This window comes from Okeania sp. SIO3I5 (assembly GCF_010672085.1).
GTDB lineage: Bacteria > Cyanobacteriota > Cyanobacteriia > Cyanobacteriales > Microcoleaceae > Trichodesmium.
On the sequence record NZ_JAAHHT010000386.1, the window covers coordinates 1 to 5,591 of the forward strand.

The 5,591-nt window shown below is 38.8% G+C and carries 4 protein-coding genes; 2 read left to right on the forward strand and 2 right to left on the reverse strand.

Translation table 11 applies throughout. The features are described 5' to 3' along the window. Positions 1-407: 407 nt before the first annotated feature. Positions 408-1,013, reverse strand: coding sequence for a hypothetical protein (locus F6K40_RS38295; protein WP_293144956.1), 606 nt, complete (start codon positions 1,011-1,013; stop codon positions 408-410). A 560-nt stretch (positions 1,014-1,573) separates the two neighbouring features. Continuing rightward, the gene (locus F6K40_RS38300; RefSeq protein WP_293144959.1) at positions 1,574-3,703 is read right to left on the reverse strand and encodes a protein kinase domain-containing protein; all 2,130 of its coding nucleotides are present in this window, start codon (positions 3,701-3,703) and stop codon (positions 1,574-1,576) included. A gap of 433 nt (positions 3,704-4,136) precedes the next feature. On the opposite strand from F6K40_RS38300, the gene F6K40_RS38305 reads away from it, so the two are divergent. Both F6K40_RS38305 and F6K40_RS38310 read left to right on the forward strand, forming a co-directional pair. Next, positions 4,137-4,493, forward strand: a complete 357-nt coding sequence (locus tag F6K40_RS38305; RefSeq protein WP_293144962.1) for a hypothetical protein — start codon at positions 4,137-4,139, stop codon at positions 4,491-4,493. 57 nt (positions 4,494-4,550) lie between these two features. Further along, positions 4,551-5,312, forward strand: a complete 762-nt coding sequence (locus tag F6K40_RS38310; RefSeq protein ID WP_293144965.1) for an HpcH/HpaI aldolase family protein — start codon at positions 4,551-4,553, stop codon at positions 5,310-5,312. The last annotated feature ends 279 nt before the right edge of the window (positions 5,313-5,591 follow it).

Here is a 5,591-nt window from a genome sequence, read left to right on the forward strand (position 1 = left end):
AGTTGACCCAACCGTTAATACCGTGGCAATCTTTTCTGAGTTATCAAACTTTTAAATAATAAAAATTACTCCAAGACAAGCTAACCACTGTGTCATTGCGAGGGGGGTGGAAAAACTAATTATGTTAGTTGACCCAACCGTTAATACCGTGGCAATCTTTTCTGAGTTATCAAACTTTTAAATAATAAAAATTACTCCAAGACAAGCTAACCACTGTGTCATTGCGAGGGGGGTGGGAATAGTAATTATTTTAGTTGGCCTAACCGTTAAAACCCCCCGTGGCAATCTCGTTCCTTGTGAGATTGCTTCGGCTAAGTTAAGGCTTTTTCCATCAGCTTAACTGTTTGATTACCGCCTCGCAATGACAATCATATTCTTTTCCACCTTATTAATAAAAATTACTCAGATTACGACAATATTTTTTTAGCCAAAATTTGCACTATTTTTTTCACCATCGGGTCAATTTCAATAGCGAAATATTCTCCGATTTCCTTTTCTGCTAAATTCGTCAAATTAACAGTTTCTGGATAAATATCAAACAACAAAGACGATTTTCCCATATCCCTAATTATTAACAATACTCCATCCAAACAAACCTGGTCTTTAATATCAAGATACTGCAAAAATTCACTTTCCCAATTCACCTCAATTTTTATTCCACCTCCTAACAAATTTTCTCTAGAAATTAACTGACAATACCCTGAAGGTACGCCATAAAATAAAGGACCAGAAATTTCTTCTCCTAAACGAATAGACCTTTCTAAATTTAACTTTTTTTGTTCTTGATATTGCGCAGGAACTTTTGCCGAAGCTAGATAAAACTTGAGTAGATAAAATTCTTCTGATGTCTCTTTACCTAAAATTGTTAATGCCCTGCCATTAACAGTAATATTAGACTTAATTTCCACTTCAGCATATAGATCGGGAGAAACATCAAGAATTAATTCATATCCCGAAGCTTCTCGGTGAATTTGATAAATTTTTCCTGTTTGTTGAATAATTCCAGTAAACATTTTAACTTGAATAATTTTTAATTTAGATATTAAATCTGGTAGTGTCGGTATAAATAAAGCATATTATTCCGGGTTTTTATGAAATGCTTTACCATCTAGAAAAGTTGTTGATAAATAGTATAACCTTCTGCATTTTAGGGTTTGGAAACCAAACCCCTACATTTATATCGACTATTGAATTTAATAAAAACTAATTAATAGTATAACCTTCTGACTTTTAGGTTTGGAGACCAAACCCCTACATTTATATCGACTATTGAATCTAATAAAAACTAATTAATAGTATAACCTTCTGACTTTTAGGGTTTGGAGACCAAACCCCTACATTTATATCGACTATTGAATCTAATAAAAACTAATTATATGAAATTGATAAAATTATCGTCAACATTCTACTTTTAATAATTTTAACGTTTAACTTTTGACTTAACCTGATTTTTGTTGGGTTTCCTACGTCAACCCAACCTACTTTTATTGCTAATTATATGAAATTGATAAAATGCCAGTCAAGATTTTACTTTTAATAATTTTGAATTTTGAATTTTGAATTTTGAATTGATCTACCATTTCCCCATCGCTCCCCAAACTGCTCCAGAAAAACAGCCACCAATAGCACCTAAACCAGCTCCAAAAATTGTTGACAGAATCGAAGTCCAATCTGCATCAATTCGCATAATTCTGACTAAATCTATTGACACAATTTGTGGTAAAATCCCTCCCAAAATTACCCCAATAATTACTCCTAAAAAACACCCCCAAATTCCACCTAATACAGCACCTCTAATTCCCGATAATTTATTCGATAAAGGCAAAGTTGGCGCTCCTAAAATTGGTCCTAAAACAACACCTCCCATAATCCCACCCATAGCACCTACACCTATTGCGGGAATCATAATACCTATTAATATAGGAACCAATTCAATCCAAGAATTACTATTCTCATTCAGGTTTTTCTGAAAGACAAAAACTCCTGCTAAAATTGCTCCAATAACTGTGCCTAAAAAAGCACCCCAAATTGCTCCTAAAAATAAACCTCGTCTACCCCAAACTCGCCCAGGAGTTGGCAGCGCTAAAGGTGGTTTAAAAGCACTCCAAATAGCTCCCCAAATAATACCTACAAACCCACCAAATATAAGTGCTTGTCCAAACACTGGAAGGCGGTTACCAATTCCATAAACAGCACCACTAATGGCAGTAGCAATAAACCCTCCCCACAGCGCTCCGGTTAAAGCTAAATTGCCAGTCGAGAACCCTACTGGAATAATATATTGCCAGGAGAACGCTAAAAAACATCCCCACAATATTCCCATTATTACTCCACCTAAAACAGCAACGCTACCTTTAATTATTCCTAATACCAAACCTGCGACTGCTGCTGCACACAACACTCCCCAAAAACTACCAAAAATAGCATCTTCGGCAATGCCAATCATACCTTTGCCACCGCCTGGTAGGGGAATTATTGGCACTGAAGGCGGTTTAGTTTTGATAGAAACAGGGGTTAGCAAGGGTTGATATTGCCCCATTTTCCGAGTAATGACAATTGGTTTGGGTGGTGCTGGTTTTTTAGGAGTAGTAGTTTTTGGTGGCGCTAACGATAAAATTTTCCGTTTCTTGAGCGCAGGTTCCAAATGTTGCTTATCTCGTACTGCTTCCCGCGACGGAAAAGGATCGCGTCCTTTTAATAGTTTTGTCCGTTCGCACCACGGACAAGATTTTAAGTGGTTTCCATACAAATGCTGATCATGTTTCTGACAAGTTACTAGACTCTTCTCTGACTCTCGCAACGCTTGTAACCAAGTTTTCGTATCCGGGCGTGACTCTGGATGTTCATGCCCTAATTCAAAACATTCAATTAATAATTGTTGTATAGCGGGATGCAAAATTTTCCAATCTGGCGCCAGTGGCATCGGGCGATAGGGAACTCGCTTTTTACTGTAGGGAAAATGACCGACTTTGATTCGTGCTTCGAGATTCGGCGGTTCGCCTCTACCTTTGTAAACTCCGGCAAAGGGGTGAGTTCCTTCCATCAATAGTTGAAATATTAATACTCCTATGCCAAATAAGTCATGTTCGGGTTGGCGATCAATTTCTCGGAAACTCTTGCCTTGTAATTCTGGGGGTGTGAACTCTGGTTTACCGACTGGGCAACGGTAAATTTCTAGGGTATAGGGATCGCGCACTTGAAATGAGTCGGTATCGACTAGGGTGACAAGGGCGGTATCGGTGACTAGAATATTTGATTCGTTGACATCGCCGATGGCATATCCACTGTTATGTAAAGCGTTGACTGCTGCCACTAAGTTACGAGCAGTGCGGTGGAGATAGAGATAGTTGAAAAGAGGTTTTTGTTCTCTACGGTTGCGAGGGTTGTATAAAATATGTACCGGTTCTGCACGAGAAACACGGGGCATTAAAAAGCCAACTATTTGCTGTTTGTTGTTGGTGGTACGTAATAAGTCTACAGGCCACGCGATCGCTGAATGTCCGGTTCCCATGGGTGCCTCTGGCGGATGAGAGAACATGACGGTTAGTTTATCGGCATCCTCGTCTGTGGGTTTATGATAAATTTTGGCCACTAGGGAGGGATTTTGTACCACAGAATAGATACGACCTTCACCACCCCCGCCAATTGGGTTTTGGGTGTCTAAGGTGATAATTTGTCCACTGAACTGACGTTGCAACCGCATGGGGTTTGGGTAAGCTTCCTAAGAATATTTTTTAGTTTACAGTATAGCTTTAAATTTTTAATATTGTTAATATTTTTTTTCTAGCAATTAAGGTAGTGGCATGACACGCCTAATATAGAATCCGGGTAATTAGTTATCGTATTACTGAGGAGTAATGAGTAATGAGTAATGAGCAAGGAGTTAGGAGTTAGGAGTTAGGAGTTAGGAGGTAGGAGCTAGGAGTTAGGAGTAAGAAAGGAAATGAAAATGCATAAATTTTTAAATTCGTATTCATGCTTAACATATTTTAGTTGAGGAAGTAATTTTGCGATTACTGTATAACCGGATTTTATATAAAATGTGGGAAGAGTAGTGGCGGGTTCCGTGTTAATATTTAGGTTTAACTAGGGTCTGAGGTGTCGGAGGTGTGGGAGGTGTCGGAGGTGTCGGAGGTGTGGGAAGTCTGGGAGGTGTCGGAGGTGTCGGAGGTGTGGGAGGTGTGGGAAGTCTGGGAGGTGTGGGAGATGTGGGAGGTGTGGGAGGTGTCGGAGGTGTCGGAGTTGTCGGAGGTGTGGAGAGTTTAGTCCGTACAGGAGTCAAAAAATGTAGGGTTGTAAATATTCTAGCTCAGACAATGAATGAGCAATGCCAAAACGAGCGCTCCCCTCTGACCCTACTCTCCTACTCCCTTGGTATTGGGTGGAAAATTCTCCCCTGCTCCCTGCTCCCCTGCTCCCTGCTCTCCTGCTCCCCCTCTACCAAAACCCAAGATAGAACAGATTATAAGCACGAAAATCATAGATTTATGTAGATAATCGTAGGTTTCTAAGAACGGTTAGGTATTTCACTTTTATTTCTAATATCAACCATGAAAAAAAATCAACTCAAACAAAAACTCAAAAACGGCGAAGTTGTACTCGGACCTTTTATGAATTGCGCTTACCCTGCCTTCATAGAAATTTGTGGTATAGCAGGATTTGATTTCGCAGTTATCGACCTCGAACACGGACCTCTCAATATTCTGGTTGCAGAAGACCTTTGTCGTGCTGCTGACTGTGTAGGTATTGCACCCGTTGTCAGAGTCAGCAAAAATGATGCTGCACAAATTCAACGCGCTCTTGATATTGGCAGTGCGGGGGTACAAGTTCCACAAATAGAAACAATAACCGACGCAGAAATAGTAGTGCAAAGTGCTAAATATAATCCTATTGGTTCTCGTGGTTTATCATTTGGAACTCGCGCGGGAGTTTACACTTCAGCAGGTAGTAATATTACCGAAAAATTGAATGCAGAATCTTTAGTTGTAGTTCATGTAGAAGGTGTAAAAGGCATCGAAAATCTGAGAGAAATTGTTACAGTTCCTGATATTGATGTGATTTTTCTCGGTCCTTACGATCTATCTCAATCTTTAGGTATTCCCGGTCAAGTTGATGATATTCGAGTAGTTGAATTAATGCAAAAAGCAGTAGAAATTATTCGGAGTTCTGGAAAAGCTGTTGGTACTTTTACTAATAATTCTGAGACTGCAAAAAAATGGATTGATTGTGGAGTTCAGTATATTGGATTGGGTATAGATGTAAGTATTTTTTTACAAGGTTGTCAAGCTTTAGTTAAAGGAGTAAGAGGTTAATTTTGACTTAGGAAAGAAAGGGCAAGACAGGAATTTTCTCAACGGATGTAGGGATGATGAAAAAGAAGCATAAAAGTTAGTAATCCTAAATTTTAACAGTAGGAAATTATTTTTTTCTGTCTATCAGTGAGAAACTGTTTGTAAAATAAGTCTTAATATCATGTTCGGATAATCAGTTATAAATAAAATTTGAGCTGCTGAGAGTAGGGAAAAGATATTATACTTCTACTTTTCTCCTGACTCCTTTCTCCAGAAATTTTGACTCCTGACTCCTTTCTC

Bases quoted from the DNA above. Each gene is read 5' to 3' on its own strand.
- F6K40_RS38295 (WP_293144956.1), bottom strand. From the start codon at position 1,013: ATGTTTACTGGAATTATTCAACAAACAGGAAAAATTTATCAAATTCAC.
- F6K40_RS38300 (WP_293144959.1), bottom strand. From the start codon at position 3,703: ATGCGGTTGCAACGTCAGTTCAGTGGACAAATTATCACCTTAGACACC.
- F6K40_RS38310 (WP_293144965.1), top strand. From the start codon at position 4,551: ATGAAAAAAAATCAACTCAAACAAAAACTCAAAAACGGCGAAGTTGTA.